Genomic DNA, 26,112 nt, shown 5'->3' on the forward strand with positions numbered 1-26,112 from the left:
GCGCCGGAACCGAGGCACTCGACCGGCGGTAGAAGGGCTGGAACTCCCAGGACCACCCATATGCTGCCTGCCAACGCCATGCGTCGCGCCCTCGCGTCAGCGCTCGTTGCCGCCACGCTCGCGACGGGTCCGCTGGCCGCCCAGGAGCCCTCGGCCCAGCCCGATGTGGTCGCGCCCCCGGCCATCGTCTCCGGTCGGATCTTCGGCGACGACAAGAAAGCGCTGGAAGACGTCGAGGTGCTGCTGGGCGATGCCCTCCGCGCGAGCACCGATCGCAAGGGACGATTTACGTTCGATCCGGCGCCTGCCGGGATGCATGACGTGCTCGTGCGCAAGATCGGCTACAGTCCGGTGCGGTTCCGGGTGTCGGTTGCACGCGGCGACGTGTGGGATGGCACCATCACGATGCGCCGCGCCGTGCAGTCGCTCCCCGAAGTGGTGGTGCTCGATACCGCCGCGCTCAAGAATTACCGGCCGCGCTGGATTGACGGCTTCCTCGAGCGACGCCGCGCCGGTCTCGGGACGTTCCTCGACCGGATCGATATCGAGCAGGCGAAAGCCCTGAACACGGGGCGGCTGGTCGCCACCGCACCCGGCGTGCTCGCACGCTCGGCGATGGGTTGGGATGAACTGAACGTGAACCGCTGCGGCAACGGCTTTGGCACGAACAGCAAGGGCATCGTCTACGTCGATGGCTTCAAGACCGAGACGTCCACCACCGGCCGGTTCGTGACCTTCCGCGATTATCCGCCCGAGCGCCTGTGGGCGGTGGAGATCTACAAGGGGCGCAACACGATGCCGGCGGGATACGACGATCCACAGGCCTGCCTGGTCGTCCTGCTCTGGACGAATCGCCGCTAGCAGTCAATGGTGCAGGGTGGAGCCGGATGGGTCGGACGTGACGTCGAGGAGTGTGCCAGATGGGAATCCCTGCGCGAATGGGCGGACCGATCCTCGCGGTTGCGATGCATCTGGCGCTCGCCGGCCTGCATCCGCTCGGCGCGCAGCAAGTGCCGGCACGGGTCGAGGTCACGGCACCGCCCGCTATCGTCGCCGGCCGCATCGTCGGACCGGACAAGAAGGGACTCGCGGACGTCGAAATCGTGCTTGGTGACACGCGGAAGGAGGTCACCGACCGCAAGGGGCGCTTCGAGTTCGATCCGGTATCGCCCGGCGTACATGACGTGTTCGTGCGCAAGATCGGCTTCGTCCCGCTCCGTTTCCGGCTGGCGGTGACGGCGGGGGATGTGTGGGACGGGACGATCACGATGGATCGCACCGTCCAGTCGCTCCCTGAAGTCGTGGTGCTCGACTCCGCGAAGGCGCTGCGCAACTTCCGGCCAAGCTGGCTCGATGCGTTCCTCGACCGTCGCCGCCTGGGATTCGGGACCTTCTTCGATCGCATCGAGATCGAGGACTCCCACACGAGCCGGCTCGTGCACCTGCTGGCACGCGTCCCCGGCATCACGGCCACGGAGGGGTTCGGGTACGACCAGCTGCACGTGAGCCGGTGCAGCGCCGTCGCCGGACCGTCGAAGCAGATCCTCTTCGTCGACGGCATCAAGATGGAGACCAGTTACACGGGTCGATTCGCCACGCTGGCGGAATACCTCCCCGATCAGGTGTGGGGACTGGAGATCTACCGGGGGCGCGGCGCGATCCCCGCGCAGTACGATGATCCGCAGGCCTGCCTCGTCATCCTGATGTGGACGAACCACCGCTGACTAGCGTGTGAGCAGGACGCTGATCGCCGCCGCGACGCGGTCGGGGATGTCGAGCGGAAGGAAGTGGGAGCCCTCGGGAATCTCGTCCAACGAGGCGCCGGGGATCACTGCCTCGAGACGGCGGCCGAGCGCGGCGGGAATGAACGGGTCGCGCGCGCCATGCACGATGGCGGTCGGGATGCGCAGGGCGCGGAGGTCGAGCGCCCTCGTTTCGTCGGGGCGCTGTGCGTCGAGGTGTGCGAGCAGCGCGTCGCGACCGGCGGATTGGGTGAAGGGGCGCAGGAAGTGATCGAGCGCATGACGTCCCTCGTCGCGGTCGGCGAATCCACGAAGCAGCGATGCATACGCTTCGCCGGCGAGGAGCGGCGCCGGGAGGTAACGCGCCACCGCCGACAGCGATCGGGCGATGCGGGTGCGCCGGCAGGGCCAGCCGTCGAGTCCGACGCTGCTGATGAGCGCGAGCCGCGTAACCCGTTCGGGCGCGTGTAGCGCGATCCATTGCGCCACCGCACCGCCGAGGTCGTGTCCCACCAGGCAGGCCTGTGGGACATTCAGCGCATCGAGGACCGCCAACGCTCGCTGACCATGCGCCGACACCGAAACCGCCGCGGTGCCCGGCCGGTCACTTCGTCCATAGCCCAGCTGGTCGAGGACAATGAGTCGATGTCCCGGCGGCATGCAGCGGACCACGCCGTTCCAGAGGTAGGACGACGTCGGAAAGCCGTGGAGGAAGAGCACTGGCTCCCCAGCTCCACGCGATCCGGCCGCGAAGTAGTACAGGCGATAGCCGGCCAGGTCGAGGAACTCTCCACGCATCCACGGAATTCTCCCCAAAGACGGCGCGCATTCAAGTCGCCGAGTGCGTCTAATGGTCTAGCGTTTTGAGTCAAAAGGCGTATAGTTACGCAATCTTTGGCCGGACATGACTGTAAGCTGCGCTTATGTCCAATGGTGCCAACAAGTTAGCACGGAGTTTGGCGGTGACTGCACCGGTCGTCCCAACCGTTCCTCTCTTCCCACCGCCGCCGCCACCGCCCGCCCCGGTGGTCTTTCCGCTTGGCTGGTTGTTGGAGAACGCCGCCCTGCCGATCCAGTATCGCGCGGTGGTCGAAGTGGCAAAGATCGGCGAGGCATTGCCCGCGTCCTACGCCAATACGCCGTACTTCCATCGTCCGGCGGTCGAGATTGCCATCCGCCAGTCGTACGACGGCACGTGGAACAGCGCGATGCTCGCCCTGCCGTCCAAGGGCGGAATCGACGGCCTTGGCAGCATCAATGCGGTCCGGCGGCTGCTGGAGAGCGGGTGGGACAAGGATTCACCGGCGGTGAATCAGGCGCGCCGCGCGCTCTTCCGGTTGCTTGCCGAGGACGAAGACGAGGCGCAGCTGTACGAATTCCAGCCGAAGTCGGGCAAGTCGCTGGAGCCGGAGGTGGCGGGGCATTATCGCCAGCTCCTGCGAGAGGCTGCGGGCGCCACGCTGGCGCAGGCGGGGTTCGAGTCGGACCCGCGGGTGCGCGGCATCGCGCGACGCACGCTCGATCGCATCATCGACTACCTGGATTCGCCGCTCGCCCAGAAGCCGTGGATCCGCGTCGGCAACCAGCAGGTGCTGGCCGCCGAGGCGTCGCCGCCGTCGCTGTACGCGCTGCAGATGCTCGCGCACATGCCGCTCTTCCGCAGCGAGTACTACACCGCGATGGAGACGCTGTATGAGTACCTGACGCGGCCGCTGCCGCGGCAGGAAGGCATCCAGGTGGTTGGGCGCAAGCAGCTGTCCGTGCCGCTCTTCGTGCTGGGCGACCTGCTGCCGCATCGCAACGCGGTGGACGCCGACATCCCGATGGCGCTGGCCTGGCTCGAGACGATGGCGCGGCTGAATTTCCTGCGCCGCAACGAGAACTGGTCGAAGATGTTCGAGCGGTTCGTGGATGACTGTGGCCGAGATGGGGTCTGGCATCCGCACAAGGGCATGGCGACGCCCAAGACGACCAATCCGTTCGTCTGGCCGTTCTTCCCGCTCGGCGCGCAGGCGGCCGGTGAGGAGCGCTGGACCGATGTCACGTTCCGCATCGGCCTGATCGCCCGTCTGTCGGGGCGCCCAATCGAACTCGTGTGACGCGATGGCGCGGGATGATGCGCTTCGGGGGCCGGTGCAGGTGACCCGGCCCTCGTGTTTTCCGGAAGGGTACGCCGGATGCCGCGCGCGCATGGTCACGCTCGCCGACGGGTCGACGCTCCGGCTCGTGGAAAGCGGCGAGGCGCCGGCGGCGCCGGTGCTGCTCGTGCACGGCTTCGGCGCGTCGTCGTATCAGTGGCGTTTCACGCTTCCGGCGCTTGCCGCGGCCGGATACCACGCGCTCGCGCCGGACCTGCCGGGACACGGCTTCAGCCAACAGACCTTCGCGCGCGGCGAGTACACGCGGCCGGCGTACGCCCGCCGACTGTGGCGGCTCGTGGATGCGCTCGGCATCGAGCGCCTGCAGCTGATCGGTCACTCGATGGGCGGCGGCATCGTGGCGGAGATGGCCTGGCAGCAGCCCTCGCGCGTGACGCAGCTGGCCCTGCTGTCGCCGGCCGGGTTTGGCCAGGTTCCCGACCGCGTGCGCTGGCTCCGGCGCGTGCCGGACGTGCTGGCGCCGCTGGCACGTCCGTTCGCGTCGCGCCGCGCGGCGCACCTGATTCTCGGCGACGTCTATGGGCCCGACGGATCATGGACCCCGCGTGATGAGGAAGAGCTGCTCGCGCCGTACGTCCAGCGCGACATCTACGGCGCGTTGCTGCGCACGGTCAAGGAATTCGATTTCCGCCTGCACACCGACGCGCAGGTGGCGCGGCTCCCCGTGGGCACGCTGGTGGTCTTCGGCACGCACGATGCGGTCGTGCGTCCGTGCGACGTGGCGCGCCGCGTCGCGCTCATTCCCGGGGGGCGCCTGGTGATGCTGCCGCGCATCGGGCACCTGCCGCAGGTGGAGGCGAGTGACGAAGTAGCCCGCCTGCTGACGGCGTTTGCTGGGGGCGCGCGCGTGGCGGGTGCCGCGGGCGCCGATTAGCTTGCGGGAGTGACCACAGACAAGCCGAAGAAGAAGACGCCTGCGCGCCCGGCCGGCGTGCGCGCGACGGGGCGAGTTGCGGCCGGTGTTCGCGCCGCCGTGAAGCCGAAGCAGCCCGCGAAGCAGCCGGTGAAGCAGCCCGCGAAGCAGCTGGCGAAGCAGCCGCCGGCCGTCGAGCATCTCACGCTCGCCCAGGCCGAAGCGGCGGCGATCGCCGATGAGGGCGGCAGCTTCGCCGATCTCGGGCTGCACGCAACGGTCCTGCGCGCGATCGTCGACGCGGGGTACACGCACCCCACGCCGATCCAGCGGCAGGCCATCCCGCTGGCGATCAAGGGACGCGACCTGATGGGACTCGCGCAGACCGGCACCGGGAAGACCGCCGGCTTCTCGATCCCGATCATCGAGCGCCTGCTCGACGGTCCGCACCGGACGCGCGCGCTCATCCTGACGCCGACGCGCGAGCTGTGCCAGCAGGTGGAAGAGTCGTTCCGCAAGTACGGCAAGTATGCGGGGCTCGAGGTCGTGTCGGTGTATGGCGGCGTCGGGTACGAAATCCAGGTCACGGCGCTGCGCGGCGGAGTGGATGTGGTCGTGGCGACGCCCGGGCGGCTCATCGACCACCTGGAGAAGCAGAACGTCAGCTTCGACGACCTCGAGGTGCTGGTGCTCGACGAGGCCGACCGCATGCTCGACATGGGGTTTGCGCCGCAGATCCAGCGCATCGTCGCGACCATTCATCCGTACCGGCAGACGCTGCTCTTCAGCGCGACGATGCCGCCCGAGGTGGAGGCCCTGGCGCGCAAGTATCTGCGCAAGCCGGTGGTCGTGCAGGTCGGGCGCCGCTCGAGCGCGGCGACGACGGTGCAGCACTACGTCTACCCCGTGCCGAAGCAGCGCAAGGCGGAGCTGCTGGCGGAACTGCTCAAGCAGTCCGAGATGGATTCCGTCCTCGTGTTCACGCGCACCAAGCAGGGCGCCGACCGCGTCGTGCGGCACCTGGAAGGAGCGGGGATCGAGGCCGACGCGCTGCACGCCGACAAGTCGCAGTCGCAGCGCGAGTCGGCTCTGCTGCGCTTCAAGGAAGGGAAGACGCGCGTGCTGGTGGCCACCGACATCGCGCAGCGCGGCCTCGACATCTCGGGCATCTCGCACGTGATCAACTACGACGTGCCGCAACAGGCCGAAGACTACGTGCACCGCATCGGGCGCACCGGGCGCGCGGCGCAGACCGGTGATGCGTACACGTTCATGTGCGCCGACGAGATTGCGATGGTGAAGACCATCGAGCGCACGATCAACCAGGAAATCCCGCGGCGGTCGGTGCCGGGGTACGATTTCGGAACCTAAAGGTTCCGAAGAGAGACAACAGACAAACAACAGACAGACAACAGAGAGACAACAGAGGTCGGGGTGTCGAGGAGACGCCGGGCCTCTGTTGTCTTTCTGTTGTTTGTCTGTTGTCTCTCTGTTGTCTCTCTCCTACTCCGTCCACCTGATCCGCCCCAGCCTCGACACGACCACCGAATCGACGTGCGCTCCGAGCGCCACGAGCACGGTGGTGTTGGAGACCCCGGTGGCGAGACCGTCGGGGGCGTAGCGGACGGAGTCGCCGCTCGCGGCGAACGTGACGCCGTGCACCGCGCCCACGGCCCGGTGCACGATGGTGTCGCCGGCACAGGTGACGACGACTTCGCCGCGCGCCGCGTTGATCACGAACGATGCCACGGTGCCACGGGCGAGCGCCGCCTCACGCGCCAGCACGAGCGCGTTCACGACGTCGCCGACGGCGGCCCGCACCCGCCAGCGGGCAGCAAGGTCGAAGACCCGGGGGACGGCGGTCGCCGCGATGATCGCGAGCAAGGCCAGCGTGAGGGCGAGTTCCGGGAGGGTGTGGGCGCGGCGCATTGAGATTCTCCGAAGGGACCGCCGCCGCACGTGCGCGGCGCGCGCCCCGAGCACATTTTGGAGCCAACGCGCCGGCGGGCGTCACCAATCGAGCGCCACGCACCGCCCGATATTGCGCGCCACGCATCGCATCCACGTGTCACACCGGAGACTCCCCATGCTTCCTGCCGCACTGCGCCGCTGCGCGGCGCTGGCCGTCCTGGCCCTGGCCGCCGGCTGCCGCTCGCCAGAAGCCGACGCCGCCGTGGCGGAACATCTGCAGCAGATGTCCGATGCCATCGTGGCGATGCAGGACCAGATGTCGGTCATGTCCACCACGGTCGACTCGCTGGTGACGGTCACGGCGAAACAGGACACGCTGATCAGGCGGCTGGCCGCCGTGAACGGCGTGCCGACACCCTAGTCGGGCCAGCCATGCGGCAGCCGTGCGGCAGCCGCGCAGCTTCGGGCGGCTTCGCGCGCCCCGCCGCGCCCCCCTAGATTTCAGCGCCACAGGAGGAACGATGCACGTCAACATCGAGTTCTGCGTCGTTTGAAACTACGAACCCCGGGCCGTCAGTCTGGCGGCCGCGATTCGCGAACAGTTTCCGGACGCCGACGTCTCGCTGCAGCCCAGCAGCGGCGGACGGTTCGAGGTATCCGTCGACGGCACGGCCGTGTTTGAGAAGTCTGTCCTTGGCCGGCATGCGCAGCCGGGCGAGGTGCTGGGCCTTCTTCGCGCTCACTCAGTGACCACATGAGAATCGCCATTTCCACCGGCGGCGGCGACGCCCCCGGCCTGAATGCGGTGATCCGCGCCGCCGTCATGTCCGCCCTCGATCGCGGCTGGCACGTGCTTGGCATCAAGCGCGGCTACATGGGACTGCTCGGCGAGGATGAGGTGATTCCGCTCACCGCCGACACCGTGCGCGGCATCGCCCACCTCGGCGGCACGATCCTGCGGACCACGAATCACGGCAATCCGTTCAGTTATCCCGTGCGCCAGCCCGACGGCACGTACCTCGAGGTGGACCGCTCCGACGAACTGATCGACAACGCGCGCAATCTCGGCATCGAGGCGTTCATCACCATCGGCGGGGACGGTTCGCTGGCCATCGCCCAGAAGCTGTTCGAGAAGGGCGTGCGCATTGTCGGCGTGCCGAAGACCATCGACAACGACGTGAGCGGGACCATCACGACCTTCGGCTTCGACACGGCCGTGACGACCGCGATGGAAGCCATCGACAAGCTGCATACCACGGCGTCCAGCCACGATCGCGTGCTCGTGCTCGAGGTGATGGGGCGCGACTGCGGCTTCATTGCGCTGCATTCGGGCGTCTCCGGCCAGGCGCACGTGATCCTCATTCCCGAGATTGCGTGGGATCTCGACAAGGTCTGTGCGCACATCATGACGCGGGACGCGCAGGGCAAGAAGTTCGCGATCGTCGTCGTCGCGGAAGGCGTGCAATTCGAGGGCGAGCAGGGGAGCCTCGGCGAGTCGCTCCCGGGACAGGCCAAGCGGGTGGGAGGCGTGGCGGAACGGATCGCCAATGCGATCCAGGCCCGCACCGGCAAGGAGTGCCGTTCGCTGGTGCTCGGACACCTGCAACGGGGCGGCATGCCTACCGGATACGACCGCCTGCTGGCGACCCGTTTTGGCGGGGCGGCCACCGAGGCCGTGGCGAACGGCAAGTGGGGGCACATGGTGGCATTGCAGACGCCGCACATCGTGCCGATCCCCATTGTCGACGCCATCACGTCGCACAAGCGCGTGGATCCCACGCACGACGTGGTGCGCACGGCGCGGCGGATCGGGATTTCGTTCGGGGATTAGCGGTGTAGGACAGGACGTCCGTGGATCCGCACCACGAGCGCCGGGTACGAATTGACGAAGGTGGCGCCGCGAGGCGCTCGATCGTCCACTGGGCGAGACAACGCCCGTCTGGGGAGGCAGTTCTGAAGGGTTTCATCTGGATCATCCCGGCTCTGCTCCTGTCGTCCGCCGTGGCGGCGCAGGAGGCACGCGAGCGGCCCTCGCCGCCACGCGTGCCGGGATCGTTCACGCCTCCGGCCGGCCTCTGCCGCCTGTGGATTGACGGCGTCCCGGCGTCGCAACAGCCGGCGCCCACCGACTGTGCGAACGCCATCCGGAACCGGCCGTCCAATGCCGCCGTGGTCTTCGGTCCGCCGCGGCGCAGCGAGCCCATGGAGATGGAACCGTTCGCCCGGCGGTCGGGCAAGGTGCCCGTCCGGCAGCTCGCCCCCGACACCCGGGCGCGCGGCAACCGCGACGACAGCGTGCGCGACGAGCCCCGTGCGCGCGAGGGACCGCGCGCGCGCACGTCGGACACCACGGCAAAGCCCGTGCGACGCAAACCGGAGATGCCGCAGTAAACCAGCCCCTGCGCCCCGTCACGGACCCGTATCTCCCGCGCGATCGCGACACCTTCGTTCGCAGCGGGACCGGCGGACGCATCATTGTCATCGCACCGACCCGCGCGGCGTGCGAGACGATCGAGCTGGGATTCACGCTCGACATCGAGACCGTCCTCTGGAAGAGCCACGGTGAACGCCTGCGGGCGCTGGCCGATCGCCTGACGCGAGAAGGCGTGCGGGCGGGACAACGTCCGGGCTTCGGCATTGTCGCGGGAACCGGCACCGGCAAGACCCTCAGCATCAAGCCCATCGCGCAGGTGATGCTTGCCACCGACGACCTGCGGGTGGGCGTCATCAACCGCGAGCGCGAGGCGACCCCCGAGACGCCCACCTGGAATGTCATCATCGTCACCACTGGCATTGCCCGTCGGTGGTTCCAGGACGGCGACATCCGGCCGCAGGACACGTTGGTGGTGGACGAAATCCACCAGACGTCGGCGGAACTCGAACTCTGCCTCGCCCTTGGCAAGCGCGTCGGATGCCGCTTCATCTGGCTGTCGGCAACGGTGGATCCGGCGTTCTACGCACGCTATCTGGTCGCGGACGAAGTCATCGAGAGCAGCGCCTTCGACCCGTCCAAGGCGGCCGACGTCGAGGTGATTCGCCAGGCGCCGCTCGACTTCCTCGACGACCGGTTCCTGAATCGGGTCTTCAAGGAACGGCGCGGCGTCGGCGTCTTCCTGCCGACGCGCGCCGGCGTGGAGCAGGCGGCGGCGATGGTGCAGGGCCGCTTCCCCCGGATGAACGTCGCGTTCTACCACGGCGGCGAACCCATTCGCGTGATTCGCCCGTTCCTCGAGGGGCAGGAACCCAAGCCATTCCTGCTGGCGATGACCGCGGCCGGGCAGAGCGCCCTCAACGTGCAGGGGCTCGACACGGTGATCATTGACGACACGCGCTTCACGAATCTCGTGGAGCGCGGCAAGAACGTGCTCACCCGCCTGCACCTCGGCGCCAACGAGATCCTGCAGATGGCCGGGCGCGTCCACGGCCGCGTGAAGGGCGGGCGCGTCTTCATCCTCAGCGACCGCGACATCCAGTTCGAGGCGCTGCAGCCGACGGCTCCGGAGTTCCAGCTGGCCGGCGACAGCGAGCGGGTGGCGCTCACCTGCGCCGCCCTCGGCGTGCGCGCCGACGAATTGGAACTGCCGGTGCCGCTCGATCGCGTGAGCTACCGGTGCGCGCTCGAGTTCCTCGAGGAGCGAGGGATCGTCGAGAACGGCAAGCTCACGACGTACGGCGCGAAGGTCGAGGCGATGCCGGTGGACCGTCCGTGGGCCGAGCTGCTCGTGCACTGCGACGACGACCTGCTGCCGTACGTCGCGGTGATGGCGAGCATCGAGAGCCTGCACCGGATGACGCGCGAGGATCGCGACTTGTCGGGGCTCATCGTCGCCGGCAGCGATCACCTGACGTCGTACAACGTGTACGCCGAGGCGTTCACGCGGTGCGGCTTCCTGGGCGAGGTGTATGGACTGCCGCGGCAGCTCTTCGACGAGAGCGTGAGCACGTGGGCCGAGCGGCGGGGCGTGCTGGTGAAGGCGCTCGAGGACGCGGCGTTGGCGATGGCAAGCATCTATCGCGCGACGGGACTTTCCCTGCCGACGAAGATGCCGCCGGTCTCGCCGGAGATCGACCGCAGATTCCGCGCACTGCTGGCCGAGGTGATGCCGTTCGACCTGGTGATCGACGAACAGACCGCGTGGGGTGACGAAGCGCGCGTCTCGAAGACGAGCGTGTGCGGGACGTGGGGAGCCATTGCCGGGACGCTGCGCTATTTCGCGGACCGCTGGGGCGTGCCGCGCGCCGCGGTGGAAGGGACGCAGCTCTCCAAGGATCTCGTGCGGCGCCACGCGACGGCTCACGCGCCGGCGCTGACCTTTGACAGCCGGCACAAGCAATCGCCGCTTGCGCTCGAACGGCGGGTGACATTCTTCGGGTTCGAGCTGTCGCGCGAGCGCGAGCCCGTGCAGGCGTTTCCGCCGGGGCTCGAAGTGGAGTCGCGCCGCGTGCTGGCCGAGGCGATGGCGCGCGGCGAGGCGCACCATGCGTCGGTGCAGAAGAACCGGCAGGGGATCGAGGAAGTGCGCGAGGCCTATCGGCGCAGCGGCGGCCGGACGCCCAAGTTGGGGCTCGCCGAACTCACCGCCTGGTATGAGCGCGCCATCGCCGGTGTTCGCGATGTGCCGGAGTGGCGCGCGGCGCGCGCGCTGCTCGACCCTGATGATTTCGTGCCGCACGCCGAGCGTGAGCGCCTGAAGCGGCTGCCGGGCGCGGTGGAGGTTCGCGACCGCGCGGTGCCGATCGACTATGAGGTCGAGGAGACGGCGGATGGCGTGCTGGGCGTGGCGCGGCTGCGCCTGCCGGAGAAGGTCGCGCGCAACCTGGTGGCGGAGGAACTGCCGGCGCTCGATCGCCCGGTGCGTTTCACCGTGATACGCGGCGCGCGCGGGGCGGTGAAGGCGGCGACGCTCGATGAGCTGCAGGAACGGCTGGACGATCCATTTACCGACGACGAGCGATCACGGAACGCCGGTCGCCAGGCGGACCGCAGCGGGAGGTCAGATCGTGCCGGGCGGGGGCGTGGCGGGTCGCGCGGGGGCGGTGAACGCGGACGCGGTGATGGCAGTCGCCCGGGCGGTTTCCGCGGTGGCGAGCAGCGCGGCGAGTCGCGCGGCGAGTCGCGGGGCGATTCGCGGGGCGAGTCCCGGGGCGGGAAGCCGTGGAAGGGACCGTTGGGCGGCGATTCCGCAGGGGCCGGACGACACCGTCCAGGTTCGCCAGCAGGACGCGGAAAGCGAAGGGGTAAATAGACTTACGCAGGCTGTAGCAGTTTCTGTCAGCGTATTGTCCAAGAAATCTTCATAAATATCTGGACAAACCATTGACGTAAGAGCCAAATCGACGCAATTTCTCCCCTAACGATTCGCTTGGGAGAGATCGTGGCGACGATGATGGCTAGTGCAGTTCTCGGCGGCGACACCAGGACCACCTCGCTCGATGAGCGGCCGGAGCGCTTCGACATCGAAGCGATGGCGCAGCTGGATGCGCTCTACAGCTTTGCGTTCAAGCTGACCAAGGTTCGCGAGGAAGCCGAAGATCTGGTCAGCGACACCATGCTGCGGGCGTTCCAGCGGTGGCGGCAGTTCGAGCTGGGCTCGAACATTCGCGCCTGGCTCTTCACGATCCTCTACCACGCGTTCGTCAGCCGCAAGCGCCGCCTCGACGCGCGGGAAGTGCCAATGCCGGAGTCCGAGGACGGCTTCAACCGCCTGGAGCCGGCGTCCGACGAGAATCCGGAGGCGACGTTCTACGACTCCTTCATCGACGAGACCGTGGTGCGCGCCATCGGCGAACTCCCCGAGGAGTACCGCAGCGCGCTCGTGATGAGCGACGTGCACGGCCTGCGCTATGCCGAGATCGCGCGGGTGCTCGGCGTGCCGGAGGGGACGGTGAAGTCGCGCCTCTTTCGCGGACGCCGTCTGCTGCAGAACCGGCTGCGCGACTACGCGCGGGAGATGGGGTATATCAGCGCGTAGCGCTGGGGCACAGGCACGGTAACGGAACGGCACGCGCTACGGCACAGACACGGATCGGCACGCGCCGCAGCGGCCGGCACGGGATTCACGCCGTCGGTGGCGTCCGCCGATCGCTTCTGGAGGCCGCCCGGTGACGGGCGGCTTTTGCTCGATTGCCGCACGTGCGCATGTCGCACCAGCGGCGACGTCCGCTGCGGCTGGTGTCGAGGAAGACGCGCGGACAGGGCGGCTCCGCGGCGCAGCGGCGCACGCGGTCCAGTTCGCCGGTGACGAGCGTGTCGGCCGCGCTCTCCACGACAGGAATGACGAGCACCGCAAAGGCATCGCCCGCCGGCACGAACGCGCGCGAGAAGGAGGCATCGCGGGGATCGTACGCGATGCGGCGCACGCCGGTCGACCGACCAAGGACACGGTTGATTTCGAGTACGGCCGCCTGCGTCACGCGCTCCGACGCCTGCCGCCCGCGCTCGGCGAGCGGACGCAGCGCGCCGCGGATGCGCCGGGCTTCGTGCAACGCGGCGGTGGCGCTGGCCGGCTGCTCGAGTGCGCGTCGCTGCAGCGCGGCGCGGCGCGCCGGATCCACGAGACCCGTCGCTTCGAGCCAGGCGAGGTAGCCGTCAAACGAGTTCAGGGCATCCGGCTGCCGATGGCGCGGGGCCTCGTCGGTATTGACGAAGTCGAGCCATAGCCGGCCGGCGGTGAACGGAGCTCTCGCGCGAGGCATCGTGCGCCTAAGTTACATCTCGTGCCTCTCTCCAACATCCATCGTGTGGCGGTCGGGTCCACCAATCCGGTGAAACTCGCCGCCGTCCGGGCCGTCTTCCAACGGCTCGAACCGCGCGTGCACGTGGACGGGATCGCCGTCGCGTCGGGCGTCCCCGACCAGCCGATGGGCGATGCCCAGACCATCGAGGGCGCCGCGAACCGCGCGCGCGCGGCGCGCGCGGCCCTCGACGCGGACCTGGGGGTCGGCATCGAAGGCGGCGTGGTGGACGCGCCGGACGGCATGCGCACCTGCGCCTGGGCCGTCGTCGTGCCGCGCGCCGGAGTGCCGCACGTAGGCGGTTCGCTCTCGATGCCGCTCCCCGACGCGGTAGCGGTGCTGATTCGCGACGGCGTGGAACTGGGTCACGCCATCGACCAACTCATCGGCACGCGGAACATCAAGCACGGCGCCGGTGCGGTGGGGATCCTGACGGAGGGCCTGGTGAACCGGCAGGAGGCATACGAGACCATCCTGGCGTATGCGCTGGCGCCGATACTTGGGCCGAGGCTTTACGACAGCGGAACGGTGGAGGGGGTAGGGGCTTAGGGACGAGAGAGGAGGGTGGTAACGAGTGACGAGAAGCCACCTCCCCCACGTCCCATCTCGTTCCTGCACTCCTCCCCGTTCCTTCGCCCCTACCCCATCCCCTTTACTGCTCATGTCCCGTTTCAGCATCACCGACCGCGTCCGCTGGTCCGACTGCGACCCGCTCGGCATCATCCACTACAGCACCTATCTGCGGCTGTTCGAGGTGGCTGAGCACGAGATGTTCCGGGCGTGCGAGCTGCCGTATGAGACGCTGCGCAAGACTGGCGGTGTCTGGTTGCCACGCAAGGCGCTGCAGGTGGAGTTCCACTCGCCGGCGCAGATGGACGAGGTGGTGGAGATCGAGGCGTGGTTCTCGCGTGTCGGCGAGACGTCCTTGACGATGCGCTTCGAGGTCTATCGCGACGGCGACCGTGCCCACCGCGCCTCGGGGACGCTCACGGTCGTCTGCGTCCACAAGGACACGATGATGAAGTATCCGATCCCGGCCGAGGTGCGGTCGAAGATCGCGAAGTACGTAAGCGAGGGTTGAGCGCGGTCCCTACGCGCGTTCCCTCGGAAGCCCGCCCGACCGTCGAATGCTCTTCTGCACGCGCTGCAGCCCGTCGTACGCCGCGTACTTGAACGCCTCCGTCAGCGAGGGATAGCTGAAGACGGCCTGGATGAAGTAGTCGAGCGAGCCGCCGTGCGCGAGCACCGCGCTGGGCACGTGAATGAGCTCGCACGCGCCCTCGCCCACGATCGTGGCGCCGAGCAGTTGCTGGTCCTCCGGATTGAAGACGAGCTTCACGAAGCCGGTGGACTCGCCGAGGATCGAGCCGCGCGCGTTGTGCGCCAGCTCGGCCCGTCCAATCTCGCAGGCAAGCCCGCGCGCGCGGGCCTCCGACTCGGACAGGCCAACGCTCGCCACCTCGGGAATCGTCCAGACGCCGTAGGGAATGATGGACGACACGGCCTGCTTGAATCGCAGGCCAAACGCGTGACACATGGCCACCCGTGCCTGCTCCATCGCCACCGACGCGCGCCCGGGATACCCGATGACGTCACCGGCGGCGTAGATGTGCGTGGTGCTCGTCCGGTACTTGTCGTCGACCACGATGAACCCGCGGGCATTCGCGGAGACGCCGGCGTTCTCGAGCCCAAGATTGGCCGTCGCGCCCTCCCGTCCCGCGCAGTACAGCACGGCCTCGGCAACGAGCGTCGTGCCGTCGGCGATGGTCACGTAACCCAGTCCGCCCTGCGCGTCGATGCGCGTGACATCCACGCCCAGGTGGACGTGCACGCCGAGCCGGCGCGTCATCTCCTGGCGCAGCGCGTCGCCCACCTCGTGCTCGAACTGCGCGAGCAGGCGCTCCCGCGACGTGACGATGGTCACCTGCGCGCCGAGCGCGGCGAAGATGCAGGCGTAGGTGCAGCCGACGGTGCCGCCGCCGACGACGAGCAGTCGCGGCGGAATGGTGGGCATCGTGAGGATGCCGCTGCTGTCGAGGATGACGGACTCGTCAAACGGAACGTCCGCCGGGCGCCACGGTCGCGAGCCGGAGGCGATGAGGAAGACATCGCCCGAGATGCTGCGCGCGGGACTGCCATGCCGCGTGACCTCGAGCGCCTGCGGGCTCGTAAAGCGCGCGCTGCCCTGGACGGCGGTGATCTCGTGGCGGGCGAGGTTCTCCTCGATCTCGCGCCACGCCGTCTCGATCACCTGACGCTCGCGCTGCATGAAGTCGGCGACCGAGAGGTCGGGCTGGACGTGGAACTCCACGCCGTAGAGTCCCTTGCGGCGGAGTCCCGAGAGCAGGACCGCCGATTCGCGGAGCGTGTTGGCCGGGATGGTGCCGTTGTTCACGGCGGTGCCACCCGGCTTGGGCGCGCGCTCTATGAGGCAGACTTTCTTGCCGAAGTACGCGGCTTGCGCGGCCCCTTTCTCTCCAGCGGGGCCGGCGCCCACCACGACGAGATCGAAGTGCTCTGTCATCCCCTAGAGACTAGCCCCCGGAACCGCTTGGTGTCCACTAGATTTCGGGCATGAACGCCCCCGACGCCACCTACTTCCGCAAGGGCTTCGGCCTCAAGCAGGACGTCGAGGCAACGCTCTCGGCCGACTATGCCGGCCACATCGTGGATCTGCTGCGAGCGCGGGAGTACCGGCTCACCGCCGGCGACGTGACCGTGCGGCTGGCGCACGAGTTCGGGTTCTGCTACGGCGTGGAGCGGGCGGTGGAGTACGCGTATCAGACGCGCCACAAGTTCCCCGACCGGCGGGTTTTCCTGGTCGGCGAGATCATCCACAATCCGCACGTCAACCACCGGCTGAGGGACATGGGGATCGAGATCCTGATGCCCGGTCCCGACGGCTTCGATTACTCCGGCATCACCGCGGCCGATGTCGTGATCCTCCCCGCGTTCGGCGTCACGATCACCGACTTCCAGACGCTGCGCGGGAAGGGGTGCGTGGTGGTCGACACCACGTGCGGCTCGGTGCTCAATGTCTGGAAGCGCGTCGAATCGTATGCCCGCGACGGCTTCACGTCGCTGATTCACGGCAAGTACTACCACGAGGAGACGCGGGCGACCGCGTCGCAGGTGGAGAAGTTCCCAGGCGGGACGTACCTGGTGGTGCGCAACATGGACGAGGCGTACGACGTCACGGAGTACATCGCGGGGCGAGGCGACCGGACGGCCTTCCTGGCCAAGTACGGCAAGGCGGCCAGCGCCCACTTCGATCCCGACGTGCACCTGGCCCGCCTCGGCGTGGCCAACCAGACGACGATGCTGGCGCGCGAGTCGCTGGCGATTGGCGAGGTGGTGGGGCGGGCGATGGCGGACGCCAAGGGCGAGGCATTCCGCGCGGCGAACTTCCGGACCTTCGACACCATCTGCAGCGCCACGCAGGACCGCCAGGATGCGGTGAACGCCATGCTGCAGGACCCGCCCGACGTGATGCTGGTGATCGGCGGCTACAACTCGAGCAACACGATCTCGCTGGCCGCGCTCTGCTCGGAGCGCGTGCGGACGTACCACGTGGAGGACGCGCTCTGCATCGATCCGGAGCGCGGCACCATCCAGGCGCGCGACCCCGTGACGGGCGAGAAGTTCGAGGCGGCGGCCTGGCTCGGCACGGGGCCGGTGACCGTGGGACTCACGGCGGGCGCGAGCACGCCGAACAACAAGATCGGCGATGCCGTGGCCCGCGTCTTCGCGACGCGGGGCATCGACCTCAGCACGCTCACGTAAGCCGGTGACGGCTCCCGCGTCCCCGCCCTCGTTTGGCAGCGTCGAACTGCGCGGCGGACATGCGCGGGTCGTGATCATCCCCGCGCTCGGTGGCAAGATCGCCGAGCTCTGGTTCGGCGACCGGCAATGGCTGTGGCGCAATCCCCAACTGCCGTTCCGTGCGCCTGTTGCCGGCGCGTCATACGTGCTGACCGCCGACAGCGGCGGTCTTGACGAGTGCTTTCCGACCACCGGGGCGTGCGCGCTGCCGTCGCTGGTGCGCGGCGCCGGTGGGCGTGAACTGCCGGACCATGGCGAGCTCTGGTCGCAGCGGCCGACGCTGACGCTCACCACCGGCGCGGACGGTCACCGCGCGCACATCGTCTGGCAGGGGGAGTGCCTGCCCTACCGCTTCGAGCGGACGGTCATCGTCACGCCGCAGGGCGACGTGCGGTGCGAGTACGCCGCGGTGAATCTCGGCGACCAGAAGATCCCGTTCCTCTGGGCGGCGCATCCGCTGCTGCATCTCGGACCGCGCACGCGCCTCGAGCTGCCGGAGGGCGCGCGCGTGCGCGTCTCGGCGCAGCACGGCATCGACCTTGGGGGCGCGGCCGCCGAACACCGATGGCCGCGCCTGCGCAGCGGCGGGCAGTTGCTCGACCTCTCGGCGCCGGGGCGGGCGTGGAAGAAGCCGTTCGCCTGCATGCTGCACATGGACCTGCCGCCGGGGGCGCGCGCGTTGCGCGTGCTCGAGGGGAATGAACAGCTGACCGCGAGCGTGCAGGCGGAAGACGTGCCGCACCTGGGATTGTGGATCAACCACGGCGGCTGGAATCCGCTGCCGCGCACCTCGTGGCTGCCGTGGCGGAAGCCCGCGCCATACCTGAACCTCGGCTTCGAGCCCGCCATTGGCGCGCCCGGCACGCTGAGCGATGCGCTCGGCGCCTGGGAAGGGGCACATTGGATCGAGGCCGGGGCCACCCGTCGCTGGACGGTCACGTGGTCGGGCGGCGACGTCCCGCCACCCGCGGAGTCGCGGTAGCTTAGAGACCGGCGAGCCGCCTGCGGACGGCAGCGCCACCACCATTCACTACATCTTCCAACACCATGCTTGACTGGCTTGCTGATCCGAACGTGTGGATTGGGCTCCTCACGCTGACGGCGCTCGAACTCGTCCTCGGCATCGACAACGTCATCTTCATCGCGATTCTCGCGGGCAAGCTGCCGAAGGGCGAGCAAGCCAAGGCACGCCGGCTCGGCCTCACGGGCGCGCTGGTCACCCGCATCGCCTTCCTGCTGAGCATCACGTGGATCATGGGGCTGACGGGGAGCCTGTTCACGGCGATGGGCCGCGCCTTCACGGGCCGTGACCTGATCCTGATCGTCGGCGGCCTGTTCCTGATCGGCAAGGCGACGTTCGAGATCCACTCGAAGCTCGAAGGGGTCGAGCACCAGCACGAGGCCAGGGTGAAGGCGGTGCTCTGGGCCGTGGTGGCGCAGATCATGGTGGTGGACATCGTCTTCTCGGTCGACTCGGTGATCACCGCCGTGGGGATGGTGCAGAACGTCAGCATCATGATCGCGGCCAATGTGATCGCGCTGATGGTGATGCTGTGGGCCTCGACGCCCATCTCCGAGTTCGTGGACAAGCACCCGACCATCAAGGTGCTGGCGCTGGCGTTTCTCGTGATGATCGGCGGCAACCTGATCATCGAGGGCTTCGGGTATCACGTGCCGAAGGGGTACACGTACTTCGCGATGGCCTTCTCGGTGGCCGTCGAGTTCATCAACATCAAGGTGCGCGCGCGGGCCACCGCGGTGCGCCTTCACCAGAGCACGCCATGAGCCGCGCCGACGACCTGGTGCGCGAGCTGGGGCTCGCGCCGCATCCCGAGGGCGGCTTCTACCGCGAGCTGTTCCGGTCGCGCCGGATGGTGCGCACCGACGACGGCCGGTCGGAGCGCTGGGCGGCGACGACCATCTATTACCTGCTGCGCGGCGATGACCTGAACAAGTGGCACCGAGTCGCCTCGGACGAGATCTGGCACTGGTACGAGGGGGCGCCGCTCGAGCTGCTCCTGCTCGATCCGCCGGTCACCCGGTCGCGCCACGAAGTCGTGGGACCCGTCGGCGCGGACAGTGCGCCGGTGCGGGTCGTCCCCGCCAGCTGCTGGCAGGCGGTGCGCTGCACCGGCGAATACACGCTGGCCGGATGCACGGTGGCCCCCGGGTTCGAGTTCTCGGATTTCCGCCTGCTGCGCGACATGCCCGACCTGGCGGCGCGCCTGAAAGAGTCGTTTCCCGAATTCCTGACGCACCTCTGATCTCGGCGGCCGCCTGGGCCGCAGGAGCTTCGCATGTCCTTGCTTCGTCGCCTGACGTTCGCGCTGTTGACCGTCGCCGTGGTTGCACCGGTGGCCGTCGCGCAGTCGCGCCGACCGATCACGTTCGAGGACTTCGCTTTGGCGAAGATCGTGTCCGATCCGCAGCTCTCGCCAGACGGCAAGTGGCTGCTCTACGCGGTGCGCAGCACCGATCTGGCCGCCAACCGACGGACGACACGCACGTTCAAGACAGCAGTGGCAGGCGGCAAGGCGGAACAGTTTCCGGACGCGCAGACCAACACGAGCGAGGCCCGCTGGTCACCCGACGGGAAATCCATCGCGTACATCAGCGGCGGCCAACTGTGGGTTATCTCGGAGGGGTCGGGACGCAAGCAGCTGACGAGTCTCGCGGGCGGCGCCAGCGGCCCCGTCTGGTCGCCGATCGGCGACCGAATCGCCTTCGTGTCCGCGGTCTACCCCGAGTGCCGCGATGACGCCTGCAACGCGGCCAAGGACAAGTCGAAGAGCGAAAGCAAGGTCAAGGCGCATGCCGCCGACAACCTGCTCTTCCGGCACTGGAACGCGTATGACGAGGGGACGCGTTCGCACCTTTTCGTCGTGAAGCCCAACGGCAGCGACCTGCGCGACCTGATTCCCGGTGCAACGTACGATGTGCCGCCGGGGCCGTTTGGCGGGAGCGAAGGTTACACCTTCAGCGCGGACGGTCGGCAGCTGGCCTTCACCGCCAAGGATCAGGGGGCGAAGGACGCGTGGTCGACCGACATCAACCTGTACGGGATCAGCGCCGAGGGCGGTGAAGCGCGGCTGGCGACCGTCAAGAACAAGGGGGCCGACCAGAATCCCGTCGCGTCGCCGGATGGCAAGACCGGTTACTACGCGTCGCAGGCCCGCGCTGGCTTCGAGGCTGATCGCTGGCGGCTGATGGCGATGGACGTCGCCACCGGCACGACGCGCGAGGTGCTGCCCACCTGGGATCGCAACGCCGACGGCATCGTGGTCGCGCCGGACAGCAAGTCGCTGCTGGTGCTCTCGGGTGATGTGGGCCGCGACAAGTACTTCCGCGTCACGCTGGATGCGACGGGGAAGGCGAGCGCGCCGCAGCCGGTCATCACCGAGCACAACAATACGCAGCTGTCGATCGCACAGAACGGCACGGTCGCCTGGATCCGCGAGTCGGGCGCCGCGCCGGCTGAGGTGTGGGTCGGCACCCTCGACGCGAGCGGGGTGAGCCACCAGCGCCAGTTCACGCACGAGAATGACGCGCTGCTCGCGCAGCTCACGCTGCCGCCGCTCGAGGATTTCTGGTTCACCGGGTCGAACAACGTGAAGATGCACGGCTTCGTGATGAAGCCGCCGCAGTTCGCGGCAGGGAAGAAATTCCCCGTGCTGCTGCTCGTCCACGGCGGGCCGCAGGGGGCATGGCTGGACGCATGGAGCACGCGCTGGAACTACCAGATGTTCGCCACCGGCGGCTACGGCCTCGTGATCCTCAATCCCACCGGCTCCACCGGGTACGGCCAGAAACTGACCGACGGCGTGAGCAAGGACTGGGGCGGCAAGACCTATGTGGACCTGATGAAGGGGCTCGACGCGGCGCTCAAGGCGAACCCCTGGATGGACAGCACGCGCATGGCGGCCGCCGGCGGGTCGTACGGCGGCTACATGGTGAACTGGATTGCGGGGCACACGCACCGCTTCAAGGCGCTGGTGTCGCACGCCGGTCCGTTCAACCTGGAGAACATGTACGCGGCCACCGAGGAGCTCTGGTTCCCCGAGTGGGAATACGGCGGCCCGTTCTGGAACCCGACGGCGATGGCCACGCAATATCGCAAGTTCTCGCCGCACCTCTTCGCGCAGAACTTCAAGACGCCGACGCTGGTCATCCATGGCGAGCTCGACTACCGCGTCCCCTATACCGAGGGGCTGTCAATGTTCACCTCGCTGCGGCGCCAGGGCGTCGACGCGCGCATCGTCGTCTATCCGGACGAAGGGCACTGGATCCTGAAGCCGCAGAACAGCCAGCTCTGGTATAAAGAAGTTCACGGCTGGTTAGGCAAGTATCTGGACGCTCGGCCGAAGATGTGATGGATCACGGCAATAGCAGATGGCGGATGGCCGGTGAATAGCGCGCTTCGTGAGGTGCTCACCGAGCGCATCGACTACGCGGGGCTCTTTCCCCCGGCCGCGCTGCCGATGTCGGAGGCTGTCGCGAACTACGCGGCCTATCGGGACGGGGCCGACGCCTGGGCGCTCGCGCGCTTCGTCGTCCCCGTGGTCCGGCTCGAGGAGTTAGAGGATGCGGGGGCACTGCACTTTCGTGGCTCACCGTGGCGGCTGTCGGTGCTGGCCCAGGCGTCCGACGCCGACGTCATCCGGGCGTTCAATGAGCGCATGGATGGACTCGCGTGCGCCGACACTGTCGAATCGCGGGCGGCAACCGTGGATGACGTTCGGGCGCTCGCGCCGCTGACGGCCGTCGCGACGCTCTACGTCGAAATACCCGTGCAGGACGATCCGGCGCTGCTGATCGCCGCGCTTGCCGCGCACGGCATGCGAGCGAAGATGCGCACCGGCGGCGTGACTGCCGAGTCGTTTCCGACAGCGTCGCAGGTCGCCCGCTTCCTCACGGCCTGTGCGCAGCAGGGCGTCATGATGAAGGCGACCGCGGGGCTGCACCATCCGCTGCGCGGGGAGTACGCCCTGACGTACGATGCCACGGCGATCAGAGGCACGATGTTCGGCTACCTGAACGTGCTCCTGGCGGCAACGTGCGCTTTCCAGGGCGTACCGGCGTCGGAGCTGGTTGCCTTGCTGGAGGAGCGCACGGCCACCGCCTTCCGCGTAAGCGACGCGGGTATCACCTGGCGCGGCCACACGCTCGACACGGCGGCGCTGGCACGCGTCCGCACCGATTTCGCCGTGAGCTTTGGTTCCTGTTCCTTCCGCGAACCGCTGGACGACCTTCTGGCCCTGCCCCTCTCGTGACCAAGCCCCAGCTCGACGAAACGCACGACCCGTCGGCGACCTCGTGGGTGGAGAGCGCCAACGCGCCGGACACCGACTTTCCGCTGGCGAACCTGCCGTTCGGTGTCTTCCGGCATGACTTCGAGGAGCGGCCGCGCGTCGGGATCGCCATCGGCGATCGGGTGCTCGACTGCCTGGCCGCCGCGCACGCGGGATACTTCGCCGATGTGGACCCGTCGGTGCGTGCCGCGCTCATGTCATGGTCGCTGAATTCGCTGATGGCCCTCGGACGCGAGGATGCGCGCGCCGTGCGGCGCCTTGCGCACCGGCTGCTTCGCGCCGACACCGCCGAGGGGAACCGCGCGCGCGCGGCGCAGCAGGACATCCTCGTGGCAATGGACGTGATCGGCATGCGCGTGCCGGCCGAGATCGGCGACTACACCGACTTCTATGCGTCGGTGCATCACGCCACCAACGTCGGCGCGATGTTCCGCCCGGACAACCCGCTGCTGCCGAACTACAAGTGGATTCCCATCGGCTACCACGGGCGCGCCTCGAGCATCGTCGCCAGCGGCACGCCGGTGCGCCGCCCGCGCGGCCAGGTCGTGGCCGGCCCGGACGGGCCGCCGACGTTCGCCCCGAGTGCGCGCCTGGACTACGAACTCGAAGTGGGCGCCTTCGTCGCGCGCGGCAGCCGCCAGGGCGACGTGATTCCGATCGCTGACGCCGAAGCGCATCTCTTTGGCCTCTGCCTCGTGAATGACTGGTCGGCGCGCGATCTCCAGCAGTGGGAGTACCAGCCTCTCGGCCCGTTCCTTTCGAAGAGTTTCGCAACCAGCGTCTCGCCCTGGGTGGTGACACTGGACGCGCTCGCGCCGTTCCGCACGCCGGCGTATGCGCGAGCGCCGGCGGATCCCGCGCCACTCCCGCACCTCAACGACGCGACGAACCAGGCCGCGGGCGGGTTCGGGATCACGCTCGAGGTCTGGATCCGCACCGCGGCCATGCGATCGGCCGGAACGCCAGCCGAGCGGCTGAGCCGCGGTGATTTCAGCGGGATGTACTGGACGCTCGCGCAGATGCTCACGCACCACGCCAGCGCCGGCTGCAACCTGCAGCCGGGCGACTTGATGGCCAGCGGCACCGTTTCCGGTCCGGACCGCGGCTCCCGCGGATGCCTGCTCGAATTGGCGGCTCGCGGACAGTCGCCGGTGACGCTCTCCACCGGGGAGACGCGCAGCTTCCTGCACGACGGCGATGAGATCACCCTGCGCGGGTGGTGCGAGCGCGACGGATTTCGCCGCATCGGTTTTGGCGAATGCGCCGGCGAAGTGCGCCCGGCGCTTGCGTGATGGCACGCGGTAGCGCGAATTGACCAAGGTCCCCGTTACGGGAGTCTCCCCATGATCCGGCGTTCCCTTCTGATCGCGTGTTCCGTGGCCGTCCCGCTTGCCGCGCCGCTGGCGCAGGGACGTCCGTCCACGGACATCTGGCTGGTGTCGCTCGAAGGGCGCGGCGTGCCACGGGTGGGGCGCGCGGAAAACCTCACCGCGCGCATCGGGTACGACAACCAGCCGTCGTTCACGCCTGATGGACAGGCGATCCTCTATACGCGCATCGAAGGCGACGGACCGTCCGACATCTGGCGGGTCGATCTCGCCACCCGAGAGCGCGCCAACCGGACGCAGACGGCGGTCGAGAGCGAATACTCGGCCACCCCGATGCCCGACGGCGTGCACTTCTCCACGGTGCGGGTCGAAGCCGACAGCTCGCAGCGGCTCTGGCGGTTCGCGCTGCGCGGGGACGAAGCGCCGGTACTGATGTTCGCACAGATCAAGCCCGTGGGATATCACGTCTGGGCGAGTGACGTCACGCTCGGGCTGTACGTGCTCGGCGCACCGCTCGGCACACCGGGCGGACCACCCGCCACGCTGCAGATCGCCGATGTTCGCACGGGAAGCAGCGAGGTAGTGGCGCGCGACATCGGCCGCGCGCTGCAGAAGATTCCCGGACGCGATGCCATCAGCTACCTGCAGCAGGGGAAGGACGGCGCCTGGATCACCGCGCTCGACCTGCACACGGGAAATTCATCGCGCATTGCCCTCGCTCCGGCGCGATCCGACTACCACGTCTGGACCCCGGATGGCGTGCTGCTCACCGGCAGCGGGTCGCGTCTGCTGGCCTGGGTGGATGGCCGCTGGGACGTCGTTGCCGACCTGGCGGCAGACGGGGTCCGCGCGATCTCGCGACTGGCGATCAGTCCGACGGGTGATCGACTGGCCTTCGTGGCGGAAGACCGTGCCAGCCCCTGACGGACGCGCTCCGGACGGGTTTGCCGACCATTTCTCGGCGCAGGCGCAGGCGTACGCCAAATTCCGGCCGCGTTATCCGGCCGTGCTGTTCCACTACCTCGCGCTGCGCGCGCCGGGCACGACGCAGGCGTGGGACTGCGGTACCGGCAATGGCCAGGCGGCCACCGGGCTCGCGGAGCGCTTTGCCCACGTGGTCGCGACCGACCCCAGTGCGGCGCAGATCGCGCGGGCGCGACCGCATCCACGCGTCACCTATCGCGTGGCGACCTACGACAGCGGCCTCGACAGCGGCAGCGCCCAGCTGGTGACCGCGGCGCAGGCGCTGCACTGGATGAACGTCGAGGCGTTCGTCGGCGAGGCGCGGCGGGTGCTGCAGCCGGGCGGGTTGCTGGCGGTCTGGTGCTACTCCCTCTGCACCATCGCGCCCCCGATCGACGAACTCGTCGAGTTCTTCTACCGGGTCACGATCGGCGCGTTCTGGCCACCCGAGCGCCGTCACGTGGACGACGGGTATCGGTCCATCGCGCTGCCCATCGACGAACTCGACGTGCCGCCGTTCGACCTGGTGGCGGACATGACGCTCCCCACCTTTCTCGGCTACGTCGAGACCTGGTCGGCGGTGCAGCGCTGCCTGGCGGTACGGGGCCGGGACAGCCTGGAAGCGTTCGCCCGGTCGGTGGGGGAGCGCTGGGGGCTCCCGCAGACGATGCGCCGGGTCACCTTCCCCCTCCATGTCCGGGCCGGCGACTTGCGCTAGGGAGCTTGTTTCGGGGCGCGCATTCAAACAATTGTTCAAAGGCCCCCTCCCACCCCGGACCAGGCGTCGTATGCCGAGCGCGAAAGCCAATCATGCGAAGGGCGGTGCCGCCCTTGTCGTCAAGGAATCGCAGACGCTGCTGTGCGCGGCCGACAACCTGTGCCGCTCTGCAGCCGAGTGCTGCCGCCAGCAGGCGCGCATCGGGCGCATCCTGGACCTGCAATGCGGCGAGGACGAACTCGAGGCCGTGATCGAAGTCTCGGTGCTCTGTGTCCGCATTCTTGGCGAGTCATGTGAACGCTATTGGGCGCTTGGATCCGGGTCGCGTGACGGCCTTGACGAGCCCACGTGGCACGCCGCGAACACGCTATGGCACGCCAGCCGTGAATACGCCCGGCGGCACCTGTCCTGCAACGTGAAATCGGCGAAAATGAGCCGCCACTCAGCCGCGCAACTGGGTGAGCTGGCCATCGAGTACGAACTCAAGGCGTCGGCGGTTCTCGCGTTGCGCTATGCGGTGGAGCAGTACCAGAAGCTTCGGCCTGACGCGCATTAGGCAACTGACGGCAAAC

Annotated in this window: 27 protein-coding genes; 23 read left to right on the top strand and 4 right to left on the bottom strand. The window is 68.4% G+C overall.

Features of this window, described 5'->3' with window-relative positions; translation table 11 throughout:
* Positions 1–60: 60 nt before the first annotated feature.
* Positions 61–861 carry a carboxypeptidase-like regulatory domain-containing protein gene (locus tag VGJ96_12345; protein HEY3287899.1) on the top strand — a complete coding sequence of 267 codons (801 nt, stop codon included), beginning with the start codon at positions 61–63 and terminating at the stop codon, positions 859–861.
* 77 nt (positions 862–938) lie between these two features.
* Positions 939–1,724, top strand: a complete 786-nt coding sequence (locus VGJ96_12350; GenBank protein ID HEY3287900.1) for a TonB-dependent receptor — start codon at positions 939–941, stop codon at positions 1,722–1,724.
* Here the strand turns inward: VGJ96_12350 and VGJ96_12355 are convergent, their stop codons facing one another.
* Positions 1,725–2,540: an alpha/beta hydrolase gene (locus tag VGJ96_12355; protein HEY3287901.1), complete on the bottom strand. Its 816-nt coding sequence runs from the start codon at positions 2,538–2,540 to the stop codon at positions 1,725–1,727.
* Positions 2,541–2,767: 227 nt separating this feature from the next.
* Between VGJ96_12355 and VGJ96_12360 the strand changes: the two genes are divergently transcribed.
* From VGJ96_12360 to VGJ96_12370, 3 genes are all read left to right on the top strand, one after another.
* Positions 2,768–3,841 (top strand): hypothetical protein, encoded by a 1,074-nt coding sequence (locus VGJ96_12360; GenBank protein ID HEY3287902.1) that lies wholly within the window; start codon positions 2,768–2,770, stop codon positions 3,839–3,841.
* 91 nt (positions 3,842–3,932) lie between these two features.
* On the top strand, positions 3,933–4,775 hold the full coding sequence (locus VGJ96_12365) for an alpha/beta fold hydrolase (protein ID HEY3287903.1): 843 nt from the start codon (positions 3,933–3,935) through the stop codon (positions 4,773–4,775).
* Positions 4,776–4,784: 9 nt separating this feature from the next.
* On the top strand, positions 4,785–6,125 hold the full coding sequence (locus VGJ96_12370) for a DEAD/DEAH box helicase (GenBank protein HEY3287904.1): 1,341 nt from the start codon (positions 4,785–4,787) through the stop codon (positions 6,123–6,125).
* A gap of 132 nt (positions 6,126–6,257) precedes the next feature.
* Here VGJ96_12370 and VGJ96_12375 read toward each other — a convergent pair whose 3' ends face one another.
* Complete coding sequence (locus VGJ96_12375) at positions 6,258–6,683, bottom strand: GspH/FimT family pseudopilin (protein HEY3287905.1); 426 nt, start codon at positions 6,681–6,683, stop codon at positions 6,258–6,260.
* A gap of 157 nt (positions 6,684–6,840) precedes the next feature.
* Between VGJ96_12375 and VGJ96_12380 the strand changes: the two genes are divergently transcribed.
* The 6 genes from VGJ96_12380 (at position 6,841) to VGJ96_12405 (ending at position 12,637) form a co-directional block, all read left to right on the top strand.
* Complete coding sequence (locus VGJ96_12380) at positions 6,841–7,086, top strand: hypothetical protein (GenBank protein ID HEY3287906.1); 246 nt, start codon at positions 6,841–6,843, stop codon at positions 7,084–7,086.
* 100 nt (positions 7,087–7,186) lie between these two features.
* Positions 7,187–7,423 carry a SelT/SelW/SelH family (seleno)protein gene (locus VGJ96_12385; GenBank protein ID HEY3287907.1) on the top strand — a complete coding sequence of 79 codons (237 nt, stop codon included), beginning with the start codon at positions 7,187–7,189 and terminating at the stop codon, positions 7,421–7,423.
* Positions 7,420–8,496, top strand: coding sequence for an ATP-dependent 6-phosphofructokinase (locus tag VGJ96_12390; protein HEY3287908.1), 1,077 nt, complete (start codon positions 7,420–7,422; stop codon positions 8,494–8,496). Before VGJ96_12385 ends, VGJ96_12390 begins: the two co-directional genes overlap by 4 nt.
* A gap of 212 nt (positions 8,497–8,708) precedes the next feature.
* Positions 8,709–9,056 (top strand): hypothetical protein, encoded by a 348-nt coding sequence (locus VGJ96_12395; protein ID HEY3287909.1) that lies wholly within the window; start codon positions 8,709–8,711, stop codon positions 9,054–9,056.
* 215 nt (positions 9,057–9,271) lie between these two features.
* Entirely contained in the window at positions 9,272–11,911 is a 2,640-nt protein-coding gene (locus VGJ96_12400) for a DEAD/DEAH box helicase (protein HEY3287910.1), read from the top strand.
* A gap of 141 nt (positions 11,912–12,052) precedes the next feature.
* Positions 12,053–12,637: a sigma-70 family RNA polymerase sigma factor gene (locus VGJ96_12405; protein ID HEY3287911.1), complete on the top strand. Its 585-nt coding sequence runs from the start codon at positions 12,053–12,055 to the stop codon at positions 12,635–12,637.
* Positions 12,638–12,722: 85 nt separating this feature from the next.
* Here VGJ96_12405 and VGJ96_12410 read toward each other — a convergent pair whose 3' ends face one another.
* Complete coding sequence (locus VGJ96_12410; GenBank protein ID HEY3287912.1) at positions 12,723–13,361, bottom strand: CGNR zinc finger domain-containing protein; 639 nt, start codon at positions 13,359–13,361, stop codon at positions 12,723–12,725.
* A 21-nt stretch (positions 13,362–13,382) separates the two neighbouring features.
* Between VGJ96_12410 and yjjX the strand changes: the two genes are divergently transcribed.
* Positions 13,383–13,949, top strand: a complete 567-nt coding sequence (yjjX, locus tag VGJ96_12415) for an inosine/xanthosine triphosphatase (protein ID HEY3287913.1) — start codon at positions 13,383–13,385, stop codon at positions 13,947–13,949.
* A gap of 112 nt (positions 13,950–14,061) precedes the next feature.
* Complete coding sequence (locus VGJ96_12420) at positions 14,062–14,481, top strand: thioesterase family protein (GenBank protein HEY3287914.1); 420 nt, start codon at positions 14,062–14,064, stop codon at positions 14,479–14,481.
* A 9-nt stretch (positions 14,482–14,490) separates the two neighbouring features.
* Here the strand turns inward: VGJ96_12420 and sthA are convergent, their stop codons facing one another.
* Positions 14,491–15,924 carry a Si-specific NAD(P)(+) transhydrogenase gene (sthA, locus tag VGJ96_12425; protein ID HEY3287915.1) on the bottom strand — a complete coding sequence of 478 codons (1,434 nt, stop codon included), beginning with the start codon at positions 15,922–15,924 and terminating at the stop codon, positions 14,491–14,493.
* A 50-nt stretch (positions 15,925–15,974) separates the two neighbouring features.
* On the opposite strand from sthA, the gene VGJ96_12430 reads away from it, so the two are divergent.
* From VGJ96_12430 to VGJ96_12475, 10 genes are all read left to right on the top strand, one after another.
* Complete coding sequence (locus VGJ96_12430) at positions 15,975–17,183, top strand: 4-hydroxy-3-methylbut-2-enyl diphosphate reductase (protein HEY3287916.1); 1,209 nt, start codon at positions 15,975–15,977, stop codon at positions 17,181–17,183.
* 4 nt (positions 17,184–17,187) lie between these two features.
* On the top strand, positions 17,188–18,204 hold the full coding sequence (locus VGJ96_12435) for a hypothetical protein (protein HEY3287917.1): 1,017 nt from the start codon (positions 17,188–17,190) through the stop codon (positions 18,202–18,204).
* 65 nt (positions 18,205–18,269) lie between these two features.
* Positions 18,270–19,007, top strand: coding sequence for a TerC family protein (locus VGJ96_12440; GenBank protein HEY3287918.1), 738 nt, complete (start codon positions 18,270–18,272; stop codon positions 19,005–19,007).
* A complete protein-coding gene (locus VGJ96_12445; protein HEY3287919.1) occupies positions 19,004–19,486 on the top strand; it encodes a cupin domain-containing protein in 483 nt (160 codons plus the stop codon). Before VGJ96_12440 ends, VGJ96_12445 begins: the two co-directional genes overlap by 4 nt.
* 33 nt (positions 19,487–19,519) lie before the next feature.
* Entirely contained in the window at positions 19,520–21,592 is a 2,073-nt protein-coding gene (locus tag VGJ96_12450; GenBank protein HEY3287920.1) for a S9 family peptidase, read from the top strand.
* 33 nt (positions 21,593–21,625) lie between these two features.
* Positions 21,626–22,492, top strand: a complete 867-nt coding sequence (locus VGJ96_12455) for a hypothetical protein (protein HEY3287921.1) — start codon at positions 21,626–21,628, stop codon at positions 22,490–22,492.
* Positions 22,489–23,823, top strand: a complete 1,335-nt coding sequence (gene fahA, locus VGJ96_12460) for a fumarylacetoacetase (GenBank protein ID HEY3287922.1) — start codon at positions 22,489–22,491, stop codon at positions 23,821–23,823. The genes VGJ96_12455 and fahA overlap by 4 nt, the downstream gene beginning before the upstream one ends.
* A gap of 84 nt (positions 23,824–23,907) precedes the next feature.
* A complete protein-coding gene (locus VGJ96_12465; protein HEY3287923.1) occupies positions 23,908–24,783 on the top strand; it encodes a hypothetical protein in 876 nt (291 codons plus the stop codon).
* On the top strand, positions 24,770–25,540 hold the full coding sequence (locus VGJ96_12470) for a class I SAM-dependent methyltransferase (protein HEY3287924.1): 771 nt from the start codon (positions 24,770–24,772) through the stop codon (positions 25,538–25,540). The genes VGJ96_12465 and VGJ96_12470 overlap by 14 nt, the downstream gene beginning before the upstream one ends.
* Before the next feature lie 70 nt (positions 25,541–25,610).
* Positions 25,611–26,096, top strand: coding sequence for a hypothetical protein (locus tag VGJ96_12475; protein HEY3287925.1), 486 nt, complete (start codon positions 25,611–25,613; stop codon positions 26,094–26,096).
* Positions 26,097–26,112: the final 16 nt, after the last annotated feature.

The organism is Gemmatimonadaceae bacterium, from assembly GCA_036504815.1.
Taxonomy (GTDB): domain Bacteria; phylum Gemmatimonadota; class Gemmatimonadetes; order Gemmatimonadales; family Gemmatimonadaceae; genus PNKL01.

Excerpts from the sequence above, each read along its gene's own strand:
- VGJ96_12430 (HEY3287916.1), top strand. The coding sequence starts at position 15,975 with ATGAACGCCCCCGACGCCACCTACTTCCGCAAGGGCTTCGGCCTCAAG.
- VGJ96_12380 (HEY3287906.1), top strand. The coding sequence starts at position 6,841 with ATGCTTCCTGCCGCACTGCGCCGCTGCGCGGCGCTGGCCGTCCTGGCC.
- VGJ96_12445 (HEY3287919.1), top strand. The coding sequence starts at position 19,004 with ATGAGCCGCGCCGACGACCTGGTGCGCGAGCTGGGGCTCGCGCCGCAT.
- VGJ96_12355 (HEY3287901.1), bottom strand. The coding sequence starts at position 2,540 with ATGCGTGGAGAGTTCCTCGACCTGGCCGGCTATCGCCTGTACTACTTC.
- VGJ96_12420 (HEY3287914.1), top strand. The coding sequence starts at position 14,062 with ATGTCCCGTTTCAGCATCACCGACCGCGTCCGCTGGTCCGACTGCGAC.
- VGJ96_12450 (HEY3287920.1), top strand. The coding sequence starts at position 19,520 with ATGTCCTTGCTTCGTCGCCTGACGTTCGCGCTGTTGACCGTCGCCGTG.
- VGJ96_12350 (HEY3287900.1), top strand. The coding sequence starts at position 939 with ATGGGCGGACCGATCCTCGCGGTTGCGATGCATCTGGCGCTCGCCGGC.
- VGJ96_12410 (HEY3287912.1), bottom strand. The coding sequence starts at position 13,361 with ATGCCTCGCGCGAGAGCTCCGTTCACCGCCGGCCGGCTATGGCTCGAC.
- sthA (HEY3287915.1), bottom strand. The coding sequence starts at position 15,924 with ATGACAGAGCACTTCGATCTCGTCGTGGTGGGCGCCGGCCCCGCTGGA.
- VGJ96_12440 (HEY3287918.1), top strand. The coding sequence starts at position 18,270 with ATGCTTGACTGGCTTGCTGATCCGAACGTGTGGATTGGGCTCCTCACG.
- VGJ96_12345 (HEY3287899.1), top strand. The coding sequence starts at position 61 with ATGCTGCCTGCCAACGCCATGCGTCGCGCCCTCGCGTCAGCGCTCGTT.
- VGJ96_12365 (HEY3287903.1), top strand. The coding sequence starts at position 3,933 with ATGGTCACGCTCGCCGACGGGTCGACGCTCCGGCTCGTGGAAAGCGGC.
- VGJ96_12375 (HEY3287905.1), bottom strand. The coding sequence starts at position 6,683 with ATGCGCCGCGCCCACACCCTCCCGGAACTCGCCCTCACGCTGGCCTTG.
- VGJ96_12390 (HEY3287908.1), top strand. The coding sequence starts at position 7,420 with ATGAGAATCGCCATTTCCACCGGCGGCGGCGACGCCCCCGGCCTGAAT.
- VGJ96_12405 (HEY3287911.1), top strand. The coding sequence starts at position 12,053 with ATGGCTAGTGCAGTTCTCGGCGGCGACACCAGGACCACCTCGCTCGAT.
- VGJ96_12475 (HEY3287925.1), top strand. The coding sequence starts at position 25,611 with ATGCCGAGCGCGAAAGCCAATCATGCGAAGGGCGGTGCCGCCCTTGTC.